This is a genomic window from Clostridioides sp. ZZV14-6153 (assembly GCF_020657855.1).
In the GTDB taxonomy this organism is placed as follows: domain Bacteria; phylum Bacillota; class Clostridia; order Peptostreptococcales; family Peptostreptococcaceae; genus Clostridioides.
Genome location: NZ_JAGWCZ010000113.1, coordinates 1 through 202, shown reverse-complemented (window position 1 = coordinate 202; position 202 = coordinate 1). Strand labels below are relative to the sequence as shown.

Here is a 202-nt window from a genome sequence, read left to right as displayed (position 1 = left end):
AAATCTATAAAGTAACAATGGATGGAAATGTAAAATATACTAAAGCAGATGGAACATTAGGAGAAGAAGCAGATAAAGCAGCATTAACAGGAACATCAATAACAGGATTAGAAAATGGAAAAACGTATAAAGTAGAATATGCTACAGTAACAGTAGAATCAGGTTCAGTAGCTGGAGCAACAGCAGGAGATAAAGAAATAAC

General features: G+C 33.2%; 1 protein-coding gene. It reads left to right on the top strand.

Features of this window, described 5'->3' with window-relative positions; genetic code table 11:
* Window positions 1–202: hypothetical protein (locus tag KGF46_RS19945; protein ID WP_227854991.1), on the top strand; the 202-nt coding region annotated here is incomplete at both ends.